This is a genomic window from Streptomyces sp. SID8352, assembly GCF_009862265.1.
In the GTDB taxonomy this organism is placed as follows: Bacteria; Actinomycetota; Actinomycetes; order Streptomycetales; family Streptomycetaceae; genus Streptomyces.
The window spans coordinates 3,786-27,600 of sequence record NZ_WWGX01000035.1 but is presented as its reverse complement, the minus strand read 5'-3'; the positions used below and the strand labels follow the sequence as shown (position 1 = coordinate 27,600).

Below are 23,815 nucleotides of genomic sequence, written 5' to 3'. Positions count from 1 at the left end.
GTGGCGTCCGTTCCCGCGCGCACCGCCGCGGCGGCGGGGGCCGGGCCGGCGGCCCTGGACGGGCGGTCCCGGGCCTCGCTGGAGAGGCAGCTCTTCGAGACCGTCACGGCGGGTGCCGCGGCCGTGCCCGGCGGCCGGCGCGAGGCGCGTGATCTCGTCCTCGCGCTGATCCACCTGCGCAGGACCCACGCCGATGTCTACGACCACGAGAGGCATCTGCGGTTCCGCCGCCGGGAGGGGAGGTGCTTCGCCGCGGAACCGGCCCGGCGGGGCCTGGAGAGCGGCCACCCTCCCGGCTCCGCGGTCCATGTGACCGGGGAACCGCACAACGGCACCGTCATCCACGCGGAACCGGGCTGGGACCCGGGTGACCCCTATCCGGCCGTGTGGTACGTCGTCGCCGTCCCCTCGCTGGGGATCTGCCGCGCCCACGGGGCGGACGAGCTGGAGCCGGCCCTCCTGCCCGGGCGCGGCGGGGTCCGCCGGACGCGGGAGCGGGCCGTGGCGCGGTGGCCGTGACGCGGTGGCCGCGGGCGGCCGGCGGCGGCCCCGGGGACGGGCCCGGGGGTCCGCCCCGGGGACGGGCCCGGGCCTGCCACCGGTGCCCGCCCCGCCCCGCCTGCGGGCGGGGCGGGGCGGGGCGGGCACCGGTGGCGGGGTCAGGCGGCCTCGGCCCGCCGGTCCCGCTGTCCGGTGCCGGTGTCCGCCGTGGCCAGCGGGATCGGCGTGAACATGGGCGGTTCCTGGTCCGGGGTCAGGGCGGTGGGGCCGTAGAGCCAGTCCACGAAGGAGTAGTCGTGGGTGGCGCGGGCGCGCAGCAGGGTGTTGCGCTGTTCGCGGGCGAGGCCGTCGAGGTGCCAGAGCTCGCCCCAGGCGCGGGAGGTGGTGAGCACGCGGCGGCAGTGTTCGGGGCGGACGGCCTGGTAGGCGGCGAGGGTGCGTTCCCAGTCGACCGTGCCGTCGTCGCGGCGGTTGCGGGCGGCGTGCTCGCCCAGGACCCAGCCGTCCTCGAGGGCCATGATCGCGCCCTGGGCGATGTACTGGAGCGGGGGGTGGGCGGAGTCGCCGAGGAGGGCGATGCGGCCGCTGACCCAGGTCATGATCGGGTCGCGGTCGAACATCCGCCACCACTTGTCCCGCCACATGAAGGGCAGGCCGTCCCGGACGAAGCCGGAGGTGGCGGCGAAGGCGGCGTCGAGTTCGTCGGGGGTGCCCCAGTCGTCCTGTCCGGCCAGGGCCTTGGGGGACTCGAAGACGGCGACCTGGTTGAGCATCTCGCCGCCGCGCAGTCCGTAGTGGACGAAGTGGCAGCCGGGGCCGACGTGGACGACGACCTCGCTGAGGTCGGTGGCGGCGGCCCGCGGGTGGTCGGCGGGGACGGTGCCGCGGTAGGCGACGTAGGCGGAGGAGACGGGCTGGTCGTCGGCGAGGAGCTTGCGGGCGACGGAGTGCAGGCCGTCGGCGGCGATCACGAGGGGGGCCTCGTGGGTGGCGCCGGAGGCGAGGGTGACGCGGGCGCCGCCGTCGGTGTTCTCGTAGGCGGTGACGTGGGCGTCGTTGACCAGGTCGACGCCGGCGCGGCGGCAGGCGCGCAGCAGCAGGCCGTGCAGGTCGCTGCGGTGGATGACGAGGTAGGGGTAGCCGTAGCGGTTCTCGAGGTCGCGCAGGTCGAGGCGGGTGAGTTCGCCGCCGTCGACGGCGTCGCGCATGACCATGGCGTCGGGGACGACGCCGAGGCTCTTGGCCTCGTCGAGGAGGCCGTAGTCGTCGAGGATGCGGGTGCAGTTGGGGGCGAGCTGGATGCCGGCGCCGACCTCGCCGAAGGCGGGGGCGCTTTCCAGGAGGCGGACGGTGAGTCCCCGGCGGGTCAGGGAGTAGGCGGCGCCGAGGCCGCCGATGCCGCCGCCGACGATGAGGACATCAGGGTGGGACACGGGGTTCACCTCTCAGAGCCAGGGGCCGAGCGCGGGGGCGTCGGCGAGGGTGTGGGGGCGGCCGGCCAGCCAGGCGGTGACCTCGGGCAGGGGGCCGTCGGGCAGGTCGGTCAGGCCGCGTCTGGTGCGGATGTCGTGGACGAGGGCGGTCAGGAAGCCGTCGGGCAGGTCGGTGAAGGCGACGGTTTGGGTGGCGAGGTCGACGGCGTGGACGCACACCTCGCGGGCCCGCATCCAGGGCAGTTCGGTGGCGGGGACGGTGCGTCCCTGGGCGGTGAGGACCTCGGTGCGCCACTGGTCGCCGGTGAGGGCGTCCAGGGACCGCTCCAGGCGCCGTGCGGATTCCTGGAGCCAGGTGCGCAGTTCGCCGGGGGTCAGGGTGTCGCCCTTGGCGATGCCTTCGGCGCGTTCCCCGGCGGAGGCGTACATGGGGGTCCGCTCGCCGGTGGCGGCCCAGTGCGTGAGGTTGCACAGGGCGTCGGCGTTGGCGGCGAGGTGGGCCACGAGGTGGGCGCGGGTCCAGCCGGGCAGGGCGCTGGGCCGGTGGAAGGCGTCGTCGTCGAGTGCGGCGACGGCGCCGAGGAACAGGTCGGTGCCGGTGCGGGCCCATTCCTGTGCCTGGGCGTGGGTCCGCGGGGCGGTGCTCACGCCTCGACCACCGTGTTGACGCAGGCGCCCAGGCCGGTGATCTCGGTGGTCACGCTCTGGCCGGGCAGGAGGAAGACCTTGGGGTCGCGGGCGTTGCCGACGCCGGCGGGGGTGCCGGTGGCGATGATGTCGCCCGGGCGCAGGGTGATGACGGTGGAGATGTACTGGACGAGGAAGACGGGGTCGAACAGGAGGGTGCCGGTGTCGTCCTGCTGCATGACGGTGCCGTCGACGGTGGTGGTGACCTGGAGTGCGGGGCGGACGCCGCCGACCTCGTCGGGGGTGACGAGGTAGGGGCCGACGGGGGTGGAGGCCTCCCAGATCTTGCCCTGGGTCCATTCGATGGTGCGGAACTGCCAGTCGCGGACGGAGATGTCGTTCATGACGGTGAAGCCCGCGATGGCGTCGGCGGCCTGCTGTTCGTCGGCGCGGCGGACCTGGGCGCCGATGACGACGGCGAGTTCGACCTCCCAGTCGAGCGCGTCGCTCTCGGCGGGCTTGGCGATGTCGTCGTGGGCGCCGATGAGGGTCTCGGCGAACTTGGGGAAGAGGGTCGGGTATTCGGGCAGGTCCCGGCCCATCTCCTTGATGTGGTTGGTGTAGTTGTGGCCGACGCAGATGACCTTGGAGGGGGCGGGGACGACGGGGGCGAAGTCGGCGCCGTCGGCCGGGTGGGCGGGGCCGGAGGCGGTCGCGGCCAGGGTCCGCCAGTCGGGCCGGGCGAGGAGTTCGCCGAGGTCGGCGTGGCCGAGGTCGATGAGGACGTCTCCGTCGAGGCGGACCGCGCGGGTGCCGTCGGCGGTGCGGAGGGTGGCGAGCTTCATGTCAGGCGTCCTTCTGGGTGCGGTCGAGTTTGAGCGCCTCGAAGACGGGCGCGTCGCTGAAGCGGAAGAGGTCCAGGGCTGCGGAGTCGGAGTCGGTGGCGCCGGCTTCGGAGCGGGCGGAGAACGGTTCCCAGGAGGGGACGACGAACAGGTCGCCGCGGGTGACCGACCAGGAGCGGTCGCCGACGGTGACGGTGCCGGAGCCGTCGAAGACCTGGTAGACGGAGGATCCGGTCTCGCGGACGGGCGCGGTCTCGGCGCCGCGGGCGACGCGGTGGAACTCGACGCGGATGGTCGGCAGGACGTCGGAGCCGTCGTGGGGGTTGGAGTAGCGCACCGCCGCGTGGCCGGGCTCGACGGTGCCGCCGTGGCCCTCCTTCTCCAGCAGGAGCTGGTCGCGCAGGGCGGCGTCGGTGTACTGCCACTTGTAGGACAGCAGGGGGCTGCCGGGGGTGGCGGGGGCGGCCGACAGGGGGCGCAGTCCGGGGTGGGCCCAGAGCCGTTCGGAGCGGGAGCGGGCGGGGGTGGTGCGTTCGGCGTCGGTGATCTCGTCGCGGCCGAACTCGAAGAACTGGGCCTCGGTGACGTACTGGAAGGGGATGTCCAGGCCGTCGATCCAGGCCATGGGCTCGGAGGTGGCGTTGTGGTGGGCGTGCCAGTTCCAGCCGGCCTGCGGGAGGAAGTCGCCGCGGTTCATGGGCACGGGGTCGCCGCCGACGACGGTCCATACGCCGGAGCCCTCGACGACGAAGCGGAAGGCGTGCTGGGTGTGGCGGTGCTCGGGGGCGTCCTCGCCGGGCATCAGGTACTGGATGGCGGCCCAGAGGGTGGGGGTGGCGAAGGGCCGGCCGCCCAGGGAGGGGTTGGCCAGGGCGATGGCGCGGCGTTCGCCGCCGCGGCCGACGGGCACGATGTCGCCGGCCTGTTCGGCCAGGGCGCGCAGGCGGTCCCAGCGCCAGAGGTGGGGGACGGCGCGGGAGCGGGGGTGGGCGGGCATGAGATCGCCGATCTCGGTCCACAGCGGGACGAGGAGTTCCCGTTCGAAGCCCCGGTACAGCTCTTCGAGGGCCGGGCTGACCTCGGGCTGCCCTTCCGCGGCGACGGCGCTCAGCCGGACCGGGGAGCCCGCGGCTGTGTCTGGGGTGAGGGAGGAGTCAGTCACAGGGCCAGCGTGCCTCGTGTCCGCTGGGAGGACACGGCTATTCTGGTGGACAGAATCCTGGAGGTGGTTGCCGGTGGACAAGCCGTTGCGGACGCCGCCGCCGTATCCCATCGCCAGCGTGGACCACGCGCTGCGGGCGGCGGCGATTTTGCAGATGGAGGGCGGTACGACGGTGGCGGGGCTGGCCGAGCGGCTGGGGGTGGCCCGGTCGACGGCGCACCGTGTGCTGGCGATGCTGGTCTACCGGGATTTCGCGGTGCAGGACGAGGACCGTCTGTACCGGGCGGGTCCGGTGCTGGAGCTGGCGGCGCATTCGCAGTCGCTGGTGTCGCGGCTGCGGGCGGCGGCGCTGCCGCGGCTGGAGCGGGTGGTGGCGCTGCTGGACGAGACGACGAACCTGATCGTGCGGACCGGGGACACGGTGCGGTTCGTCGCGAGTGTGGAGTGCCGGCAGGCGCTGCGGGTGGGGTCGCGGGAGGGCATGGTCTTCCCGGCGCACCGTACGACGGCGGGGATGCTGCTGCTGGCGGATCTGTCGGAGGAGGAGCTGGAGCAGGTCTTCCCGGCCCGGCGGGGCGGGCGGCCGGGTGACGGGCAGCCCGATCCGGTGCGGCTGCGGGAGGATCTGCGGCGGCTGCGGCGCAACGGGTTCGCGGTGAACAGGGAGCGGTCGGAGCGGGGGCTGGTGGCGGTGGGTGTGCTGGTGCGTGACCATGACGGCACGGCGCTGGCGGGGCTGTCGGTGTCGCTGCCCAGTGTCCGCTACGACCCGCGGGACCTGGAGCATGTGGTGCAGGTGCTGCGGGCCGAGGCGCGGACGCTGGAGCGGGACCTCCTGCCGCAGGGCTGACCGCTCCGTCCCCGCCCGTGCCCCGCTCCCCCGCTGCCGTGTTCCTCCGCCCGCCCGGGGGGTGGGGTGTCAGTGCGGGGGGTGGGCGGCGGGGGTGTCGAGGACCTGGAGGACGCGGACGGGCCCGGTTCCGGCGACCTGCCAGGAGTGGGGGATCTCCCCGGGGTAGGACATGGTGTCGCCGGCGGTGAGCAGGACGGGTTCGCGGCCGGCGAGGGTGACGTTCAGGCTGCCGTGGGCCACGTAGATGGCCTCGTAGCCGCTGTGGCTGAAGTCGCCGGTGAGGTCGTCGCCGGGGGCGGCGGCGAACTCGGACACCGACAGGGGGCCGTGGCGCAGGACGGCCCGGAAGCGGACGTGGCCGGTGGTGTCGCTGACGGGGTAGGCGTCGGCGGCCTCACCGGCCCGGACGACGGCGATCTCGTCCTCGCGCACCGGGGGGCGCAGGAGGCCGGCGGGGGTCATCCCGAGCTGCTCCGCGAGGGCGAAGAGGGTGGTGAGGCTCGGTGACGCCTTCCCGGTCTCGATCTCGCTGAGGTAGGACTGCGAGATCCCGGCGCGTCCGGCGAGGTGCACCATGGTGATGCCCTGCCGGACGCGCAGTGACCGGATCGTCCTGCCGACCGCGGACGGATCGTTGTGGTCCATGCGTGGCGTCCTCAGCCCTTCCGGCCCGCCGCCAGCGCCGCGAGCACCTCGATGTAGCACCGTCCTGCCACGGCCGCGCCGTGGTACTGGTGATCGTAGGCGGGTCCCAGGCAGGAGAAGTCGAACCCGGCCAGTTCGCGTCCGTCGCCGAGCACGGTGCGCAGGGACCGCAGCATCTCACGGGTGGTCAGGCCGCCCGCTTCCGGGTACTTCTGGGCGGGCAGGGCGGCGGGGTCGAACACGTCGACGTCGATGGAGACGTAGAGGGCGTCGCAGCCGCTCAGGGCCCGTTCCCGGGCCTCGACGCTGACCTCCTCGATGCCGCGCCGTTCGATGTCGTCGATGGTCAGGACGGTGGTGCCCAGTTCGGCCGCCGCGGCGTGCCAGAAGCGGGAGTTGCGCACGCCGCGGATGCCGACGTGGACGAGGTTGGCCGGTTCGAGGGCGCCCAGTTCCATGGCGCGGGCCCACTGGGAGCCGGCCCAGTACCGGGGGTACCACGACAGGTCGTAGTGGGCGTCGTAGGTGACCACGCCGAGTTTCCTGCCCGTCGCCGCGAAGATGCCGGCGATGGTGGGCAGCGAGACGCTGTGGTCGCCGCCCAGGATCAGGGGCACGGCGCCGGCCCGGGTGATCTCGCTGATGTGTCCCGGAAGCCATTGCAGGATCTCCTCGGGGCTCTGGTCGCCGACCGGCGCGTCGCCGAGGTCGCCGGCCCTGAGGTGGTCGCCGACGGCGAGGCCGCGTTCGGGCAGCAGCCAGTTCGAGTGGTCGACGGAGTAGAACATCGACGCCTTGCGGATCGCCTCGGGTGCCTCGTGGGCGCCGGGGCGGGAGTAGACGTCGTGGCCGGGGGCGGGCGCGGTGCCCTGCGGGTAGAAGGTCCGCGGGTCCTTCACCACGAAGCCCTCGAAGGGTATGCCGTAGAAGACGGCGTCGTAGTCCCGCAGCCCGCCGAGGGCGACGCGGTCGACCTCGGCGAAGGTCGGCACCCCCGGGCGCAGCAGGGCCTCGGCCCGCCGCTCGATCCGGGTGCCGGAGCGTTCCGCGGCGGCCTCGGCGCGGTCGAAGATGGCCTCGATGCGGTTGTTTCCCACGGTCTGTCTCATCTCTGTTCGGTGTGTTCAGCGGCCGGAGACGGCGTCGGCGATCCGGGCGAGGCGCGAGGTGTCCGGCCCGTGCAGTTCGTTGCGGTCGGCGCGCCGGTACAGGGCGTAGAGGGCCTGCACGCCGATCCAGCGCAGCGGTTCCGGTTCCCAGGTGCGGACGGTGCGGCCGACGCAGGGCAGGGCGGTGAGGTCGGTGTCGTGCCGCAGGACGAGGTCGCGCAGGGCGCGGCCGGCGAGGTTGGCCATGGCCAGGCCGTGTCCGGCGTAGCCCCCGGCGGTGCCCAGGCCGCTGCGGTGGTCGAGGCGGACCGTGGCGCACCAGTCGCGGGCTACGCCCAGGGCGCCGCACCAGGAGTGGGCGACGGCCGAGTCGCCCACGTCGGGGAACATCGCGGTGAGGCTGTTCCAGAGGGCGCGGACGTCGCCGGGGCGGGCGGCGGCGTCGGTGTCGGTGCGCGAGCCGTAGCGGTAGGGGTTGCCGCGGCCGCCGATGGCGATCCGCCCGTCGCGGGTGCGCTGGGCGTACAGGAAGGCGTGGCCCTGGGTGCCGAGGAGTTCGCTGCCGTTCCAGCCGATGCGCTGCCAGGTCTGTTCGGGCAGCGGTTCGGTGGCGATCATGACGCTGTTCATGGGCAGCCACTGGCGCCGTGCGCCGGGCAGGCCGGCGGTGAATCCCTCGGTGGCGCGCAGGACGTAGTCGGCGCTGACGGTGCCGTGGGCGGTGCGTGCGGTGCGCGGGGCGATGCCGAGGACGGGGGTGTTCTCGTAGATCCGTACGCCGAGGCGTTCGACGGCGGCGGCCAGTCCGGTGGCGAGCCGGTAGGGGTGGATCCGGGCGCCGTGCGGGCTGAAGGCCATGGCCCTGGCGCCGGAGACGGTGATCCGGGAGCGCATCTCGGCGCCGGTGAGCAGGCGCAGGTCGTCCTCGGTGCTCCCCCAGGCGCGCCGGTGGGCGACCATGTCCGCGAGCCGGTGGTGCTGGCTCTGTGTCAGTGCGGTGTAGAGCAGGCCGCTGCGGGTGATGTCGGCGTCGATGCCCTCGGCCTCCGCGACGCCGGTCACCTCGTCGATGCTGTCGATGACCGCGCGCTGCATGCGCAGGACGGCGTCGCGGGAGGATTCGGCGGCGTACCGCTCGCGTGAGCCGCCGAGTTCGCCGGAGAGCCAGCCGCCGTTGCGGCCGGAGGCGCCGTATCCGGCGTGGCGGGCCTCCAGGACGGCGATGCGCAGGCCGGGGCTGGCGGTCTTGAGGTAGTAGGCGGTCCAGAGGCCGGTGTAGCCGGCTCCGACGATGGCCACGTCGGTCTGGAGGTCGCCCTCGAGCGGGGGACGGGGGGACGCCTGCTCGGCGCTCCCGCGCCAGAAGGAGACCTGTCCGTTGCGGTAGGTGGGGCTCAGTGGCACGCCCATGGCGGGTCCTTGTCTGCGGCGGGCGGATACGGGGACGGAAGAGAAAAAGGGGGGGTGGGAAGGGAGGAGGGGGGAAGGGCGGGGGCCGTCCGGTCACTCGGCGGGGGCGGGCCGCGGCCGCATGAACCCGTCGGCGGTGCGGGCGGGCGGGGGCGCGGTGAGCAGGCTCCCGGCGACCAGGGCCAGCAGGGAGATGCAGAACGCGATGAGCAGGGAGTAGGGCTCGCCGGGCCAGGGCACCGGGACTCCCAGCTCGCGCAGGGCGAAGTCGAGGATGACGAACCCGCTGCCGGACAGGGCGCTCCAGGAGGCGCCGTGGCCGTTGGCGCGTCTCCAGTGGAACGCGGCGACGAAGGGGACGAGCATGCCGGCGAAGGCGATGGAGAACGCGAGGTACAGGGCGCCGAGGATGAAGTCGAAGGCGGTGGCGAAGAGCAGGGCGACCAGGCCGACCAGGACGGTGGAGATCCGGCCGACGGCGACGGTGCGGGCGGGGGAGGCCCTGTTCCCGGTCGCCCGGAGGTAGATGTCCTTGGTGATGTTCAGGGCGCAGGAGTTGATGGTGGTGGTGAGGGTGGACAGGATGGCCGCGGCCACGGCCAGGAACAGGAAGGCCGACACCCACGGCGAGTACATGGTCCTGGCGGTCCAGGAGACGAGGGACTCGGCGGGCAGCCCGCCCTGGCCCTGCCGGGGCAGCCACACGGTCGCGGCGAGGCCGGCGACGACGGGGAACAGGTAGAGCGGGATGAAGATCAGCAGGGCGAACAGGCCGCCGCGCAGGGCGTGGCCGGCGTCCCGGGCGCTGGCGAACCGCTGGAGGATGTCCTGCTGCGGGACGAGGGCGAGGCCGAAGGCCGCGACGTAGGCCATCGCGATGCCGGGGGTGACGGAGGGGGAGAACAGGTCGAGGTGGCCGGGGCTGTCCGCGGCCAGGGTGTCGGTGATTGCGGACCAGCCGCCGGCCCACCGCACGCCGCTGACCGCGAGGATCCCGACGCCGACGGCGAGGACCACGCACATGATGCCGTCGGTGATGACCACGCCGAGGAACCCGGACGCCCCGGCCAGCACCAGGCCCACGAGCAGGGTGGCGCCCATCGCGGGCAGCAGCGGCAGGCCGGTGAAGCCGTTGACGAACACGCCCAGGGCAAGGAGCTGGGAGGTGGTGAACCCGATGTAGAAGAAGATGGTGACGACGGTGAAGACGGTGCGGGTGCCCTCCCCGTAGCGCAGGGCGACGATGTCCGGGACGGAGGCGACGCCCTTGAGTCCGCGGACCTTCCTGGCGAAGAAGACGGTGGCGACGAAGGCGCCGATCCACGACGGCACGGCGAGGATCCAGACGGCGCTGATGCCGTAGCTCATCGAGTTGCCGGCCACGACGAGCATGGACGTCCCGCCGAAGAGGCCGGCCGCGATGGTGGGCCCGATCCCCCACCAGGGCATACGGCGTCCGGCGAGGTAGAAGTCCTCGCCGGACTTCACATATCTGCGTGAGAACAGGCTGGCGGCCGCGAGGACCAGCGCGAAGGCGCTGACGACGATGACGAGAGCCATGGAGCATCCCTTTCGGAAGGGCTGGAATGACGCTGGGGGCGGCCCTGTTTCCCGCGGCCGGCGAAAGCGGCCCGGTGAACCTCAGAACTCGTCATGTATCGCTTAGGGCGATATCGATGGGGGCGATACTAGGAGGGGGTGCGGTACCTGTCAACGCTTCCGCGCACCGGGAGGAACGGGACGGAACACCCCCCCGGGCGGGCGCCCGGCCCCGGGACCGGCCCGCGGGCACCCGCCCGGAATCCCGGGCGGCACGGGGGCCCGGGCGGCACGGACCCCGGGCGGCACGGACCCCGGGCGGCACGGACCCCGGGCGGCACGGACCCCGGGGGAGGCACGGCGCTGCCGACGGAGCGGAGGGCGAACGCCGGGAGCGGGCGCCCCGGACGGACGCCGGACGCGGGCCGGGAACGGGCGGCACCGGCGGGCGCCTGTGCGCGCCACCCCTCCCCCGGAGGGCCCGGCACCGGCCGGACGGGGGGGCAGCGGGAGCGGTGGGCACCCCGGACGGGCACCGGGAGGAACGGGGCCGGGGGCGGGGGCGGGCGGGCGGCTCCGCCGGCGGGCAGCGGGCGCAGGGGTGGCGGAGCGACGGCTCGCCGCGGTGCGGGGCGAGCGGGGACGCCCGGAGGTGAGCAGGGACGCCCGGGGGCGAGCGGAGACGCCCAGGGGCGAGTGGGGGCGCCCAGGGGCGGGCGGAGACGCCGGGGGCGAGTGGGGGCGGGCGGAGACGCTCGGGGGCGAGTGGGGACGCCCGGGGGCGAGCGGGGACGCCCAGGGTGAGCGGGACACCCGGGGGCGAGTGGGGGCGGACGGAGAGGGCCCAGGGTGAGTGGGGTGCCGGGGGCAGGGGTGCGCCGTCACCCGCCCCCCGGCTCCGGCTCCGGCTCCGGCTCCGGCTCCGGCCGTGACGGTGCGCCGGGGCGGGCGCGGGGTGTGCCGGTGTGCGGGGCGGGCGGGGTGTGCCGGGCGGGCCGATCGCCTGCGCCGGGAACCGTGCCGCGCGTAGGGTCGGACGGGTGAGCAGAAGACGGACGTCACGGGCCGGCTGCGGCGCCCGGGGCGCGGAGGCGGCCGCCGCGTTCCTCGCCGGCCAGGAGATCACCCACACGCAGTGCGGGCAGTGCGGCACGGTGATCGCCGGGGTCAACGGCCGGTACTCGTGCGGTGTGTGCGGGTGGACGAACCCCTGGTGGGAGGGGATCAAACCGCTGCCGACCGCCGAGGACGACATGACCGCGTGACCCTCCGAGCCCAGCCGCACCCTGCCCCCCTGGGAGGCAGCGGGCGTCCGGTGGCCGGGGGCGCGGGGCCGGCTGACCCGAACCGGCAGGGGCGGGGCCGCGCGTGCCGGTGCCGAAGGGCCCGGCATCCCCCGCCCGGAGCCCGGAGGACCCGGGCGCGAGATTCCCGGAGCACCCGGGGGCGAGACGCCCGGAAGTCCGCGAGCCGGAGCGCCCGGAGGCCCAGAGCCCGCGGAACGCCCGAGCCCGGACCTCCAAGGCCACGCGACCCGAGGGCACCCGGGAGCCGGGGTTGCCCGGAGGCCGGTGCGGGCCGGGGTGCCCCCCCTCTTCCTCCCCCGTCCTCCTGGCCGAAAACGGCCGCCCTCCCCTTCTCCGGAAGCGGCCGTGCGGTACGCCCCCGGGCCCGGCCCCGTGTCCGTGCGAGGGGGCGGCCGTGCCGTGCGGCCGGCCGCGCCGGTGCGCCGGGGCCGGGCCGCGCGGGGCGGGCCAACCGGGCCGGACGGGCGGCGGCTTCCTCGTGCATCGCGGTTGCGATCCGTGAAGAAGGGGCTGTAAACGGGCAATTCAGTCGGAGGCGGTCGGGGCGGACGTTCCCACGGCGGCCGGCCGTTCTCTGTCGTCCCTGCACAGCGCGGAGTTGCCGTACTCGCGGGTCCGAGGACGGCCGCCCGCCCCGGTGGCCTGAAAAAATGTTAGGCTGCCGAAGCTTTGCGGACTCAAAGGGTCTGCCTTTTTGTGAACGCTCCCGGTTCCGGCGCCGTCAGTGCCGTTCCGGGGAGCCGGAGCCGTTTCCCTGCCGCCCGTGTGCGCGGGACAGCCCCGCGGGTCCCCGGCCGGCGCGCCCGGCCTGCGCGGCTGCTGCCTGGCTCCATGAACCGTCAGGAGGTGGCGTGATTGCGCGGGGTGGAGACAGCCCAGTTCGGCGCCCTGGTGATTGTTGGTCTGCTGGTCCTCTTCTACGGGGGGACCTTTCTCATTTCGGCACGCATCGGACGGAAGGACGAGAACGCCGATGCGTACATGACCGGTGGTAACAACATCGGTTTCGGGATCTCCGCCGCGAGCATGACGGCGACCTGGATCTGGGCGGCCTCGATGTACGCGTCGGCGACGTCGGGCTACACCTACGGCATATCGGGCCCCGTCCACTACGGGCTCTGGGGCGCCCTGATGATCCTGTTCATCTACCCCTTCGGCAGGCGCATCCGCTCGGTCGCCCCGAAGGCGCACACGCTGGCCGAGGTCATGTACGCGCGGCACGGCCGCTCCAGCCAGCTGATGCTGGCCGGGTCCAACGTCGTGGGCAGCCTCATCAGCCTGATGTCGAACTTCATCGCCGGCGGCGTGCTGATCTCGCTGCTGTCGCCGTTCACCTTCACCCAGGGCGTCTTCGCGGTGGCCGCGGGCGTGCTGCTCTACACGCTCTGGTCCGGTTTCCGCGCCTCGGTGCTGACCGACTTCATCCAGGTCGTGGCGATGCTCGGCGCGGTGGCCGTGATCGTCCCGGTCATCTTCTTCGCGGCCGGTTTCCCGGCGGCGTTCGAGACCGGCGCGGACAACCTGACGCCGCAGCAGGGCAGTTTCTTCTCCAGCGACGCGTTCATGAACCAGGGCGCCCCCTACATCGCCGCGGTCCTGGCCTACGCCATCGGCAACCAGACCATCGCGCAGCGGCTGTTCGCGGTGAAGCAGAGCCTGATCAAGCCGACCTTCGTCACCGCGACCGTCGGCTACGGGGCCATGGTGATCGGCGTGGGCATGCTCGGGGTCCTCGCCCTCTACACCGGCTTCGAGCCGACCGGCGGCGACCTGAACAACCTCATCCCGGAGATGGCCGCCACCTACCTGTCACCGGTGCTGCTGGCAGTGTTCTTCATCATGATCGTCGGGGCGCTCTCCTCGACCGCGGACGCCGACCTGTGCGCCCTGTCCTCGATCGCGATGACCGACATCTACGGCCAGGCGGTCGCGGGCCGGGAGAAGGCCGACCCGCGGACGATGCTGCTGATCGGGCGCATCACGATGGTGCTGGCGACCGCGGCGGCCGTGGCCTTCGCCAGCCTGCGCCTGAACATCCTCGACCTGCTGGTGTTCGTCGGCGCGCTCTGGGGCGCCCTGGTCTTCCCGGTGCTGGCCAGCTTCTACTGGGAGAAGGTCACCAGCAGGGCGTTCACCACGTCGGTGCTCGCCGCGCTCGCGGTGTTCCTGCCGGTGCGCTTCGGCTGGATCCCCACGGGCGGCCTGTTCGGCATCGCGGTCGACGTGCTGGCCGTCATCGGCATCGGCGTCGTCCTCGGCCTGATGGTCTTCGGCTTCTTCGGGGTCCGCCCCGCGAAGATCGTCGGCGTGCTCGCCGCGGCCCTCTCCGCACCGTTCGCGATCGGGTCGCTGCACGAGTACGCGACGCTGTCCGGGTCCCTGGTCGCCTACTCGGTGAGCACCGTCATCTGCTGGGCGATGTCCGCGGGCAACACCGAACGCTTCGACTTCGCCGTCATCGCCCGCCGCACCGGCGACTTCGACGACAGCCCCGCAGGTGCCGCCGCCGCCCCCGGCACGGACAGCGACGGCACCGGGAGCGGCGGAACCGGCCGGGCCGTCCCCGCCGCCGGGGCCGGTGCCCCGCGGCCGGCGGCAGACGCACCCGACGCGGCCGAACCCGCCGCGAACAGCAAGTGAGAGAGAACGGACCGGAGGTCCAGTGACCACTTTCGCCCTCAGTGCCTACGTCCTGATCTGGCCCGTCCTCGTGGCCGTCGTCCTGTTCGTGATCAGCCGCAGCTTCTTCCGCGAGTGGGCCGAGGCCCGCCGCAAGGGACGGCGCATGATCTGACCCCGCCCCCGGCCCGGACCGGCCCACCACGGCCGGCCCGGGCCTCTTCCTTTCCGGCCCGGACCCCCTTTCGGCCCGGCCCCTTTCCCCCGGCGGCCACCGCCCGGCCCTCCGTCACCGCGCCCGGACGGCCACCACCCGGCCCGCTGTCACCGCCCGGCGCCCCGCCCTCGCCCCCGCCGCACGCCCGCGGGCACAGCCGCGGGCACCCACGGGCGCGGCGCGGCGAGCGGACGGCCCGGAGCGCGGCGGCGGGTGAACAGCCCGGGCCGCCCGAAACGGCCGGGACCGGCGCACCACGCGGAGCGGCCGGGCCGCACACCCCGCACCGGCCACGGCCGGCTGCGGCCACGCGCCACGGCCGGGACCGGGCCACCACGACCACGGGCCCCAGGCCACAGGCCACGGCATGACTACGACCACGACTACGGCTGCGGCTGCGGCTGCGGCTGCGGGCCATGCCGCCTCCGCGGCCGGCAACCGGCGGGTGACCGGGGTGTGTTGCGCGGCGGGGCAGGGCGGTCCCGCAGGGACCCCCCGGGCCGCCCGGACGCGTGCGCGGCGGGTCTGGCCGGATACCTGCTTGCCCTCTCACCGCTCCCCCGCCGGCCTCCCCGCGCCGTTTCCGGGTCCTCCACAAACAGATGAGAAGAATCCATAACGGAGTGTGACGGTAGCCCTGGAAACCGGTCAACACCCTCCGAACCGGGCTTCCGGGAGTCCAGGGCCGGAACCGGGCGCCAAAGCCCCCTTCCTGGAAGGGTCATCGCAGGTCACGGGGGATTTCGCGGAGTTCTGACGCCCGTTCGGGTGCCGCGGGTCATCCATTGCGCACACCGGTTGTCAAGCCCACAAGACCGGCAATAAGGGGCAACCTTCTGTTTTCTGGCTCTCTCTCAGCCCATGGGGCACTGGTCTTGACCAATGTGTCATTGTGTGAAATCCATGGCCAAAGCTGCCCACAGAATCTTCTCAGCCACTCCGCGGGAGAACCCAGTCCCATGCGCATATCCGCAACCGCCGCCGCCGCCGCGCTCGGTGGAGCCCTCGTCCTCGGCCTGACGGCCGTCCCGGCCGCCGTGGCCACGCCCGCCGACACCGCCGGGTGTGCCACCGACGCCTTCGGTGTCGCCGGCAAGTACGGCGAGTTCGTCCTCGGTGACAACGTCCACTCCCCCGACGCGGAGGGGGCCGTGGCCGTCGGCGGCGACGCCGACTTCAGCGGCGGCTTCAGCGTCGCCAACGAGCTGACGGCGGGACAGGTCGCCGACCTGCCCGGCCGGGCCTCCCTCGTGGTCCGCGGCGACCTGGTCAGCGGCTCGACGTCCACCGTCGTCATGAAGGGCAACGCGGCCGTCGGCGGCGAGGTCGACAGCGCACCCGTCAGCCTGCACAACGGCTCCTTCAGCCGGAACGACGACCTGATCGACTTCGAGGCGGAGTTCGCCAAGCTGCGCGCCCACTCCTCCGCGCTGTCCGCCCTGCCCGCCACCGCCGGGGCGACGGTGACGCCGGACGGCGCCCGGCTCACCCTCGAGGGCACCGACACCGCCCGCAACGTCTTCCACGTGAGCGCCGCCCAGCTCGAGCAGGCCAGGGACATCTACATCAAGGTCCCGGCCGGATCGACCACGGTCGTCAACGTCAGCGGCAGCGCCTACGACATGGCGGGCGCGGGCACCACCGGCTTCCTCCTCTCCGGCGGCCAGGACTTCGTCCTGGACGACAAGCTCCAGAGCGCCGCCGGCGGCGCCGTCCGCGCCAAGCTCCTCTGGAACTTCCCCGACGCCACGAAGATCACCAAGAGCAGCAAGGCCGCCTGGCCCGGCAGCATCCTGGCCCCCGGCGCCCACCTGGACCTGGGCACCGCCGCGCCGGTCAACGGCTCGGTGTGGGTGGCCTCGCTGCGCGGCTCCGGCGGCGCGGAGACCCACCACTACCCGTTCACCGGCTGCCTGCCCGAGACCGGCACCCCCCCGTCCGAGCCGACGGCGCCGGCCACCACCGAGCCGGCCCCGTCATCCCCCGGGACCACGCCGCCCACCGACACCGTCACGCCGACCGGTGAGGCCTCCGAGCCCGCCGTCCCCGGCTCCCCCGCCCCGTCGGACAGCACCGCCCCCAGCACCGGGGCCTCCGAGCCCCCCGCCCCCGGCGCCTCCCCCGCCCCCTCGCAGAGCACCCCGGCCGCCGCCCCCGACGGCGACCTCGCCTCCACCGGCAGCAGCGGCACCGTCCCGCTCGTCATCGGCACCGCCGTCGTGCTCGCCGCCGGCACCGGCCTGGTCGTGGCGGCCCGCCGCCGCTCCAAGCAGGCCTGACACACCAGGGCCGCCCCCAGAACCGGCCCCGCACAAGGGCCGCCGCCCCGGACCCCCGCACCCCGGGACGACGGCCGCCGCTCACAAGGAACCCCGCTCACACCGGAAAACCCCCCGGCGCGAGCGGGGTTCCCCACGCCCGGCACCGAACCGGCGACACAGCCCGACCCCCGCCCGCCAGACCGAACCGCGCCCCACGGACACGGAACCCACACCCGCACCCGCAACCCGGCACACCCGCACCCCGCACCCCGCACCCCGCACCCCGGAACGGGACCGGGACAAGGGCGGGGGCCAGGGGCAGGGGCAGGGCGTCTCCCCGGGGCCCCGCCGGAATCCGGACGGACGGACGGGCGGCCGAGCCGCTGGCCGGGCGGCCGGGGCGCACCCGGAGCGTCCCGCCCGCCGGGCCGACCCGGGGTCCTGGGTGCAGGCCCCCGGGCCGGCCCGGGGGCCTGCACCCAGGAGTGCCCCCCGGGGGCACTCCTGCCGGGCGGGGCCGGGGACCGTCCCGGGGCGCGCGGCCGGGCAGGGCCAAGCACCCACGGGGCCCCGCCCGCCGGGCGAAGCGGGCGCCCCCGGCGGGGCTCCCCCGTACGGGACACCCCTCGCGCCCCGGGCGGGACCGGGTGCCAGGAGACCCTCCGGCGGGGGGCTCCGTCCGGCGGGGGTGCCGTCCTGCCGGGGCGGGCCGGACGCCCCGGCGGTGTTCCGGCCCGCTCCCGGGGAACTCCCGCGCCCCGGGGCGGAGGGGGCGCCCCGGCAGGGCTCCGGCGTACCGGCGGGGGCGGGTGTCCCGGCGGAGGGGGGATGCCCGGACGGGAGCCGGGTGTCCCGGTGCTCGGCGCGGGCCGTTCACCGGACGGCACCAAACGGGCCGCCACCCCCGGGACCGGCCGCCGCCCTTGGCGGTACGGGGGCAGCGCTCCCCGGGCCGGGGACAGGCGTCCCCGTGCCGGACGGGTCACCGCTCCCGGCCTCCTGGGGGGGGTGCCGCACCCGGTCCGGACGCCGTTGCGGGGGCGGGGCGTCCGCCGGACCGGGCCCGCCCGGCCCGCTGCCCCCCCCGGCGCGGGGCGGGATCCCCGGGCCGGGACTCTGCCCCGTACCGGACGAGGAGGGGGAACCGTTCTCGGGCCCGGTGCGCCGTGACCGGGCCGGCCGGTCCCCGGAGCAGGCGTCCCCTCCCGGGCCGGCCGGACCACCGGCCACCGGCGGTGTGACGTGGGACGCGGCCGGGACCGCGTCATGGGAACGGGGGGCGGGGCTCTGGAAGGTCGGGGCTCCGGTTCGTCAGGCCCCGGGAATGCCTATGGGAGGGGCGGGGTGGCCGTGAGCGATGTCCGACGGTCCGGGGGGAGGGCCACCTGGGACTGGACCACCTTCCGGCGGGGTGTCACGGTACGGCCCGCGCCCGCCGAGCCGGAGACCCTGCGGCTGCCCAGACCCCCGCTGCTGGGCCCCGACCCGTTCCCGCACGCGCTGTCCACCGGACCGCCCCTCCTGCCCCCGCTCCCGCCCGAACGGGCCGACCTCCTGCACCGGGCCCGGCTCGGCGAACCCGGCGCCGTCCACCGGCTGTGCGCACGGGCGGCCCGGCCCGGCCAGCGGATCGTCCGGCGCTACCTCGGACCGGCCCAGCGCGAGATCACGGAGGCCCTGCTCTTCCACGCCTGCCGCCGCGCCGTCGGCGCACTGCAGCACACCCCGCCGGAGGACCGCACCTTCGACTTCGACCGCGAGGTCCGGGTCGGCGTCCGGCGCGCCGCCGCCGGACGCGCCCTGCACCGCGAGGTCACCGGCGGCGGACCCGGCGCCGAGGAGACCCTCCTCGCCTACGACGTGCTCACCTCGCTCCCCTCCCACCACGCCGACGTGCTCTGGGCGGTCTGCGTGGAGGGCGAACCCCCCGCCCGCCACTCCCCCGCACTCCTGCAGGCCGCCCTCGACACCCTGGCCGACGCCTACCTGTGGCGGGGACTGCGCCGCACCGGACCCGTGGAGGCCCGCGGAAGCCACCTGTCCTACCTGACGGCCCTCTCCCACGCCCGGCACGACCTGACCGCGCACCACGCCACCAGGGTCCGTGCCCACCTCGACGGCTGCGTCCTGTGCCGGCTGCTCACCGCCGAGGCCGCGGCCCCCGGCTCCAGCCTCCCCGCCCGCCTCAGACGCCGGGGAACGTAGCACCCCCGCCCCGGCCACCACGACCGGCACGGAAACAGCGGCCCGCACAGCAACGGCGGCGGCCGGCACGGCAGCAGCGCCCGGCCCGGGACCGGCAGCCGCCACGGGCACGGCGACCGCGGCGACCGGCACCCGGACGGCCACCGGCGCGAAGACCGCACCCGATCCGGCGACGGCCGCGGCAACCGGCGCAACACCGGCCGCCGCGCCCCGGACAGGCACGAGGACCGGCACGGCCGGCGCGGAGGCGACGGCCGCGGCCGGGGCGGAGAGGGTGACCGGCGCGGGGAAAGTGACCGGCACAGCAGCGGCGGTGGCCGGAGCCTGTGCGCAGGTGACAGCCGGTGCGACCGCGGTGGCGGTGCCCGGCACAGCGGCAGCGGTGACCGGCTCGGGAACGGCGGCCGCGACCGGCGCGGCGACGGTGACCGGCACGGGGACGGCGGCCGGGGTGGTGGTGGCCGGGGCCGGGGCGGGGGCGGGGTGTGCGGTCACCGGGGGGCTCCGTTGCCCGCGGCCGGGGCCGCTCTGGGCGGGGGCGGGGTTCTCAGGTGGCGGGCCGGGGCCGGGCGGGGGGCGGCGGCGGACCCCGGGGGGCCGGCCGCGGGCGGCGGGTGGGCCGGCGCCCCCGGGTCCCGCACCAGGGTGATGGCATGGCCCAGGGTCGCCGCCCGGACACACACCGCGCAGCTCGGCGTGTGCGCCGGATGGACCCAGCAGGGGCTCCACGCCTGCCGCAGCGCGCGCAGCACCCGTTCCCGGTCCTGGCTCCAGCCCCGGTCCAGGCTCTCGGGCAGATAGCCCCGCTCGATGGCCGCGATGACGGCCGGGGCGCGGCTGCGGACGCCGAAGGCGGCGTAGATGGCGCGCAGATGGGTCTGCACGGTGGCTCTGCTGATGCCCAGTTCCTGGGCGATCCGGTCGGCGGTGGCACCGGTCAGCATGAGCCAGAGCACCTCTTCCTGGCGTCGTGTCAGCTCCCGCGGCGGTGAGGGCCTGGGCGGCCGGGAGGGCTGGGCCGGCTGGGGCGGCTGGACGGGCTGGGTGGGCAAGGCGGGGCCTCCTCCTCGGGGCGGCGGGTGCCGCCGTACCGTGTGTGACATCTGAGAGAGGCCCCACCCGCTCCTTCATGACGCGGTCGGGCCCGGATGGTGCCCAGGACCGGTCAGGGACGGCCGAACAGGTTCGGCGCGTACCCGTTGGACAGCGAGGAGATCCTGATGTTCACCCCCGGCCGGGGGGCCTCCACGTAGCGTCCGCCGCCCAGGTAGATGGCGACGTGGTGGACGCCGGACTGGCGGCCGTTGGAGGACCAGAAGATCAGGTCGCCCCGGCGCAGGCTGCCCGCCGTGATCCGGGTGGTGGCCCCGTACTGGTCGGAGGCGACCCTCGGGAGCTGGATCCCCGCCCGCCGGTAGGCCTGCTGCACCAGACCGGAGCAGTCGTAGCCGAGGTAGCCGTTGCCGCCCCAGATGTACGGCTTGCCCAGCTGGGCCAGGGCGTAGGAGAGAGCGGACTCCAGTGAGCCCGAACCCGCCTTCGGCGGCACCACACCGCTCCCCCCGCCGCCGCCCGTGCCCGGGGCGGCGGACCCGCCGCCGGTGCGCTGGAGGTAGACGCTCTGGTGACTGGTCCACCGCCACTGGCCGCCCGACTGGAACCAGTAACGGGTCCCGTCCCAGCCCGCCCGGCTCGGCGCGGGCAGCCAGGCGTCCGCCGACACCTTCGACCCCGACCCCGACCCCGTCCCCGGACGTGCCGGGGCAGGGGCCGGGGCGGGAGCGGGAGCGGTGCCGCGGCCGGTGCGCTGGAGGTAGACGCTCTGGTGACTGGTCCACCGCCACTGGCCGCCCGACTGGAACCAGTAACGGGTCCCGTCCCAGCCCGCCCGGCTCGGCGCGGGCAGCGCGCTGGCCGGGGCGGCCGTGCCCGCCTCGATGCCCACCACACCCGTCGCGATGGCCAGCAGCGCCCCCGCCGTCCGGCGGCGGCAGACACGGGCATGAGCCGCGGTGTGCACGGGCCCGGACCTCTCCTCCCGCTGCGCGGAAGCGGTGCAGAACTCGCAGGTCCCGCAGTCCTCGGCGGCGTTCAGCTCGACGAACTTCGGTGACTGGGCCACTGGTTTCCCCATTCCTTCGGATTCGCGCTCGGGCTGAGCAGCGACAGTACGAGCAGGCGCAGGAACTCGGCGTCCCGGCCCGAGGGAGCGTCGCCGCCCTCGCCCTCGCCGGCCCTGATCCGCTCCAGGGCCGCACGGGCGATGTCGACGGCGTCGCCGATGACGGTGGTACGCAGCTCGGCGTTGAGCTCCGCACTACGCAGCCGGTGGATCGCGTCGGCGACCTCCGCCGCGTAGTCCAGGGAGAGCTGCTGGACGGAGTAGACCTCCAGACCCGCCGGCGTCATCTCCGACGCCAGCCGGCGCGTCGCCTCCTCACCGAACCACGCACCGTCACGCAGCGTCGGCCCGGGACTGCCGAACCGGTCACAGGGCAGCAGCGAGACAGCCTCCGTCACACTCGCCACCGCCTGCTCCCGCAGGAACTCCTCATGATCATCCACGGTGAACACCGCCCGCGCCGTGTCCCTGACCCGCCACACGATCAGCAGGCCGACCACGACCGGATGCCCGACACGGTCCACCGCCGACACCCCCTCCCCCCGGAAATGCCGCAGCCGCACATCCACCCGGTGCCGTCTGGCGAACGGATTCACCCACACCAGCCCCGTACGGCGCACCGTGCCCCGGTAACGGCCCCACCGGGTCAGCACGACCGCGTGGCCCTCCCCGTTGCGCAGCAGGCCCCCCACCGCGAGCAGCACCACCACGGCCAGCACGGCCAGCAGCGGCGGCGACGCCTGCGGCATCCCCTCCCACCGCACCAGCTCCCGCGGCCGGACCGCGAGGACCACCAGCACCCCACAGCACAGCACCGCGCACAACAGCGCCAGCATCCCCGGCAGGACCGGCCGGGCACGGAACTCCCGCACCTCCGACACACCCCCCGACCGCGGCGCCCTGCGCCGCGGCACCACCGAGGACACCCCCACCGAACCCAGAACCGGGTCCAGACCCGGGTCCGGGTCCGGAACACCGGCACCCAGAACACCGGCACCGTCGGGGACACGGACACCGGCAGGAACAGCACCCGCACCACCGGCACCGGCACCGTCGGGGACATCGACACCGGCACCACCAGCAGCAGCGGCAGGACCGGCACCCGCACCGGCAGCGCCCACACCACCGGCCAGGCCGACACCACCACCGGCACCGGCACCAGGACCGGACAGGCCGGCACCACCGGCAGGACCGGCCACGGGACCGCCGACGCCACCCCGCACCACACCCGGGCCGGCACCGGTGCCGGCGCCCGGAGGCCCGCCGGTCACCTCCCCCGGCCAGGACCCGCCCGCACCAGCCCCCGCACCCCGCGGCGCGAACGGACCCGCCTCCACCACGAACGGACCGGACGGACCGCCCTCCCCGCCAAGCAGACCCCCCGGACCCCGGACACCGCCCGGGTCAAGAAGACCACCCGGAACACCGTCCGGACCCCGGACACCTCCGAAGCCGACCTCCGGACCCCGGACACCCTCCCCCGGAACACCGTCCCGGCCGGGGACACCCCCCAGGTCACGGAAACCGTCCTGGCCGGGGAAACCCTCCGGGTCACGGAAACCGTCCCGCCCGTGGACAACGCCCAGAACGCCGTCCTGCCCCCGGGCACCGTCCGGGACACCGTCCGGGCCATAGACACCGTCCGGAACATCCGGGACGCCCGGAACACGCAGGCCGTCCGGGACACCTCCCGGACCGTACGGACCGGGCGCGCCGTCCCGGCCGCGGACACCGTCCTGGCCGTGGACGCCGTCCGGAACACCGTCCGGGACGTGGACACCATCCGGGACGCCCGGGACGCCCGGAACGCGCAGGCCGTCCGGGACACTTCCCGAATCGTACGGACCGGGCGCGCCGTCCTGGCCGCGGACACCGTCCTGGCTGTGGGGACCGTCCGGGACGTGGACACTTTCCGGGTCGTACGGACCGGGCGCGCCGTCCGGGACGTGGACACCGTCCGGGACGTGGACACCGTCCGGGACACTTCCCGGACCGTACGGACCGGGCGCGCCGTGCGGGCCGTCCGTGCCGCTCCCCGACTCACCCGGACCGTACGGACCACCCGGCCCACCCGGCCCACCCGGCTCACCCGGCTCACCCGGGCCGCCAGGGCCGCTCTGAGGGCCGTGGAGGCCGTCCGGGCCACCGTCCGGGCCCCGGACACCGTCCGGGCCCTCCTGCGGCCCGTAGGGGCCGTACAGGCCGTCCTCCGGACCACCGCGGCCGTCCGGGTCACCCCTCAGGACACCCGGACCACGCAGACCAGTCACACCGCTCCCCGTCTCATGCGGGCCGTCAGGACCACCCGCGTCACTTCCCGGCTCACGCCGGCCGCGCGGACCACCCGCGCCGTCCACCACTGCCCCCGCACCGTCCGAACCGGCCCCCGGACCCCGCGGACCGGCCGCACCGTTCCCCAGGACACGACGAGCCTGCGGACCGTCCCCCGCAGCACCCGGAACCGGCGGGCCGCCCCCCGGGACACCCGGACCACGCCCGCTGCCGCCCGGGACACGCGGAGCACTCACCGTGCCCGCACCGCCCCCCGGGACACCGGGACCGGGCACAGCACCCCCGCCGCCCCCCACGTCCCGCAGACCACCCGGGCCCTGCGGGACACGCGGAACCCGCGCCCCGTCCCCCGGGACATGCGGGTACAGGCCGTCCCGCGGACCGGACGGACCGCCAGAACCCCGCAGACCACCCGGACCACCCGGACTGCCCGGGCTGAGCGGGGCGCCTCCCGGACCTGCCGGACCGAACCCGCCGCGCGGACCTCCAGCAGCCGGCACACCGCCCCCCGGACCCGCCTCCGGGCGCGGACCGCCCGGACGCCCTTCCCCGGCACGGGACCCCACCGGACCGCCTTCCGGGCCACCCGGACTGCCCGGACGCCCTTCCGGAGCACGGGACCCCTGCGGGCCACCTTCCGGGCCACCCGGACTGCCCGGACGCCCTTC

General features: G+C 75.2%; 18 protein-coding genes. 7 read left to right on the top strand and 11 right to left on the bottom strand.

The window, feature by feature from the left end:
* On the top strand, positions 1-519 hold the full coding sequence (locus tag GTY84_RS11655) for a hypothetical protein (protein ID WP_161226108.1): 519 nt from the start codon (positions 1-3) through the stop codon (positions 517-519).
* A 140-nt stretch (positions 520-659) separates the two neighbouring features.
* On the opposite strand, the gene GTY84_RS11650 is transcribed toward GTY84_RS11655, so the two are convergent.
* Genes GTY84_RS11650 through GTY84_RS11640 form a run of 4 tightly spaced genes read right to left on the bottom strand, consistent with a single transcriptional unit; the run spans position 660 to position 4,568 of the window.
* A complete protein-coding gene (locus GTY84_RS11650) occupies positions 660-1,934 on the bottom strand; it encodes an FAD-dependent oxidoreductase (protein ID WP_161226107.1) in 1,275 nt (424 codons plus the stop codon).
* A gap of 12 nt (positions 1,935-1,946) precedes the next feature.
* Positions 1,947-2,582: a maleylpyruvate isomerase N-terminal domain-containing protein gene (locus tag GTY84_RS11645; RefSeq protein WP_345943410.1), complete on the bottom strand. Its 636-nt coding sequence runs from the start codon at positions 2,580-2,582 to the stop codon at positions 1,947-1,949.
* Positions 2,579-3,406 (bottom strand): fumarylacetoacetate hydrolase family protein, encoded by an 828-nt coding sequence (locus GTY84_RS33715; RefSeq protein ID WP_237532194.1) that lies wholly within the window; start codon positions 3,404-3,406, stop codon positions 2,579-2,581. Before GTY84_RS33715 ends, GTY84_RS11645 begins: the two co-directional genes overlap by 4 nt.
* 1 nt (position 3,407) lies before the next feature.
* Complete coding sequence (locus tag GTY84_RS11640; RefSeq protein ID WP_161226105.1) at positions 3,408-4,568, bottom strand: cupin domain-containing protein; 1,161 nt, start codon at positions 4,566-4,568, stop codon at positions 3,408-3,410.
* A gap of 73 nt (positions 4,569-4,641) precedes the next feature.
* Between GTY84_RS11640 and GTY84_RS11635 the strand changes: the two genes are divergently transcribed.
* On the top strand, positions 4,642-5,418 hold the full coding sequence (locus GTY84_RS11635; RefSeq protein ID WP_161226104.1) for an IclR family transcriptional regulator: 777 nt from the start codon (positions 4,642-4,644) through the stop codon (positions 5,416-5,418).
* A 69-nt stretch (positions 5,419-5,487) separates the two neighbouring features.
* Here GTY84_RS11635 and GTY84_RS34610 read toward each other — a convergent pair whose 3' ends face one another.
* From GTY84_RS34610 to GTY84_RS11615, 4 genes are all read right to left on the bottom strand, one after another.
* Positions 5,488-6,066, bottom strand: coding sequence for an XRE family transcriptional regulator (locus GTY84_RS34610; RefSeq protein ID WP_161226103.1), 579 nt, complete (start codon positions 6,064-6,066; stop codon positions 5,488-5,490).
* A gap of 11 nt (positions 6,067-6,077) precedes the next feature.
* Positions 6,078-7,175, bottom strand: coding sequence for an agmatinase family protein (locus GTY84_RS11625; protein ID WP_161226102.1), 1,098 nt, complete (start codon positions 7,173-7,175; stop codon positions 6,078-6,080).
* Between the two features lie 15 nt (positions 7,176-7,190).
* The gene (locus tag GTY84_RS11620) at positions 7,191-8,585 is read right to left on the bottom strand and encodes an FAD-dependent oxidoreductase (RefSeq protein WP_161226101.1); all 1,395 of its coding nucleotides are present in this window, start codon (positions 8,583-8,585) and stop codon (positions 7,191-7,193) included.
* Between the two features lie 93 nt (positions 8,586-8,678).
* Positions 8,679-10,145, bottom strand: coding sequence for a sodium:solute symporter family protein (locus tag GTY84_RS11615; protein ID WP_161226100.1), 1,467 nt, complete (start codon positions 10,143-10,145; stop codon positions 8,679-8,681).
* Positions 10,146-11,164: 1,019 nt separating this feature from the next.
* Between GTY84_RS11615 and GTY84_RS32965 the strand changes: the two genes are divergently transcribed.
* The 5 genes from GTY84_RS32965 (at position 11,165) to GTY84_RS11600 (ending at position 18,733) form a co-directional block, all read left to right on the top strand.
* Complete coding sequence (locus tag GTY84_RS32965) at positions 11,165-11,389, top strand: hypothetical protein (protein WP_202550953.1); 225 nt, start codon at positions 11,165-11,167, stop codon at positions 11,387-11,389.
* A 906-nt stretch (positions 11,390-12,295) separates the two neighbouring features.
* A complete protein-coding gene (locus GTY84_RS11610) occupies positions 12,296-14,071 on the top strand; it encodes a sodium:proline symporter (RefSeq protein WP_345943409.1) in 1,776 nt (591 codons plus the stop codon).
* Between the two features lie 22 nt (positions 14,072-14,093).
* The gene (locus GTY84_RS33700) at positions 14,094-14,225 is read left to right on the top strand and encodes a putative transporter small subunit (protein WP_265293418.1); all 132 of its coding nucleotides are present in this window, start codon (positions 14,094-14,096) and stop codon (positions 14,223-14,225) included.
* 1,001 nt (positions 14,226-15,226) lie between these two features.
* Positions 15,227-16,546 (top strand): choice-of-anchor A family protein, encoded by a 1,320-nt coding sequence (locus tag GTY84_RS11605; RefSeq protein ID WP_161226098.1) that lies wholly within the window; start codon positions 15,227-15,229, stop codon positions 16,544-16,546.
* Between the two features lie 1,332 nt (positions 16,547-17,878).
* Positions 17,879-18,733 (top strand): hypothetical protein, encoded by an 855-nt coding sequence (locus tag GTY84_RS11600; RefSeq protein ID WP_161226097.1) that lies wholly within the window; start codon positions 17,879-17,881, stop codon positions 18,731-18,733.
* Between the two features lie 491 nt (positions 18,734-19,224).
* On the opposite strand, the gene GTY84_RS11595 is transcribed toward GTY84_RS11600, so the two are convergent.
* The 3 genes from GTY84_RS11595 to GTY84_RS11585 form a co-directional block, all read right to left on the bottom strand.
* Positions 19,225-19,785: a LuxR C-terminal-related transcriptional regulator gene (locus GTY84_RS11595; protein ID WP_161226096.1), complete on the bottom strand. Its 561-nt coding sequence runs from the start codon at positions 19,783-19,785 to the stop codon at positions 19,225-19,227.
* A 113-nt stretch (positions 19,786-19,898) separates the two neighbouring features.
* Positions 19,899-20,855 (bottom strand): C40 family peptidase, encoded by a 957-nt coding sequence (locus tag GTY84_RS11590; protein ID WP_161226095.1) that lies wholly within the window; start codon positions 20,853-20,855, stop codon positions 19,899-19,901.
* Positions 20,825-21,727: an SPFH domain-containing protein gene (locus tag GTY84_RS11585; RefSeq protein WP_161226094.1), complete on the bottom strand. Its 903-nt coding sequence runs from the start codon at positions 21,725-21,727 to the stop codon at positions 20,825-20,827. Before GTY84_RS11585 ends, GTY84_RS11590 begins: the two co-directional genes overlap by 31 nt.
* Positions 21,728-23,815 lie beyond the last annotated feature (2,088 nt).

What these genes read in the sequence shown, in the direction of transcription:
- GTY84_RS11615 (WP_161226100.1), bottom strand. Translation starts at nt 10,145, where the DNA reads ATGGCTCTCGTCATCGTCGTCAGCGCCTTCGCGCTGGTCCTCGCGGCC.
- GTY84_RS11625 (WP_161226102.1), bottom strand. Translation starts at nt 7,175, where the DNA reads ATGAGACAGACCGTGGGAAACAACCGCATCGAGGCCATCTTCGACCGC.
- GTY84_RS11620 (WP_161226101.1), bottom strand. Translation starts at nt 8,585, where the DNA reads ATGGGCGTGCCACTGAGCCCCACCTACCGCAACGGACAGGTCTCCTTC.
- GTY84_RS34610 (WP_161226103.1), bottom strand. Translation starts at nt 6,066, where the DNA reads ATGGACCACAACGATCCGTCCGCGGTCGGCAGGACGATCCGGTCACTG.
- GTY84_RS33715 (WP_237532194.1), bottom strand. Translation starts at nt 3,406, where the DNA reads ATGAAGCTCGCCACCCTCCGCACCGCCGACGGCACCCGCGCGGTCCGC.
- GTY84_RS11605 (WP_161226098.1), top strand. Translation starts at nt 15,227, where the DNA reads ATGCGCATATCCGCAACCGCCGCCGCCGCCGCGCTCGGTGGAGCCCTC.